Here is a 1,071-nt window from a genome sequence, read left to right on the forward strand (position 1 = left end):
TAGTGCGACCAATAGCCCAACCAACCACTCGACGACGATGACCAATCCGGAGCATGCCGAGAAGGCGCTTGCGTATGACGTTGCTGTCGGTCGGTGCTATCTGACAGAGGCGCAACTCAAATCGTTGCGCATTGAGGCGGATTGGCGGATGGGAGACGGCATTCCCGATACGAACCCAAACAAGAAGTACGCCAAGTACTTTGACTCCGGAAATCTGGATCGAATGCCGATGCACAAATGGGTACACGCCAAGGCCAGCGAAGGCACGATTCCCGACGCGATCGTGGACGAACGTGAAGGCCAACTTTATCTGAAGGTCGGGGGTGCCGTATGAGGATGCTGATCGCTACATGGCAGCGGCGTATCGCCATCGCCATATCGGTATGGCTGCTTGCCGCCGTGCTCATCGCCACGCTGATGGCGTATGTAGAACAACCCGATCCGGTACATCTGGAAACAGGAGATTGGATGAAACGATTCGTAGTCTTACCTGCCTTGGCCGCCCTTGCGGTGTTTATGTTCACCACGTCCATGATGCGTCCTGCACAGGCCACGCCCACCCCGGAGCTTGCAGGCAAAGCTGCGCGAACAGCAGAAGAACCGGCGAGGCCATTCTTCGCTCAGGTCGTCGGCCTGATCTGGCTGAATCCACTACAACGTATGGATTACCCGACCGAATGGCAATTATTGTGGGCGCAAGGGCTTACCGCGCCGAACAAGAATGATGACATGGTGCGCACCGAACCAAAGTCCTTTACTACTGTTCAATCGGTAGCAGGTATTGCGTACGGCAACGAAGGCGAAGAGACGTTCAAAGGCTTCTATCACAAGTATGCGAGAAAGTTTTTGCTGTTAATGCGTTCGCGTTATTTCGCCAATGCGAACTATTTCTACACCGTAAAACCCGAGAACTCCAAGGACTGGCGCGAGCTTGCGGGAATACATATCGAGTTCGCGCTACCTCCAAGGCTTGACCCGATCGAAGCCAAGGAATATTTGAGCAACGAGATTGTCGAATACTTCGAAATCGGTCCGCCGTCACCCAAGACGCTTTGGAGCCGCGACACGCCC

1 protein-coding gene and 1 pseudogene are annotated in these 1,071 nt (G+C 54.5%); both read left to right on the top strand.

Translation table 11 applies throughout. The features are described 5' to 3' along the window. The coding region (locus tag J7024_RS36980) for an effector protein Tle3 domain-containing protein (protein WP_234746060.1) at positions 1-334 on the top strand (334 nt) is incomplete at its 5' end. Further along, positions 331-1,071 (top strand): annotated as a pseudogene (locus J7024_RS36985) (virulence factor); the annotation flags it as partial. The gene J7024_RS36980 and the pseudogene J7024_RS36985, both read left to right, overlap by 4 nt.

Source organism: Burkholderia sp. WTPI3 (assembly GCF_021483755.1).
GTDB lineage: Bacteria > Pseudomonadota > Gammaproteobacteria > Burkholderiales > Burkholderiaceae > Burkholderia.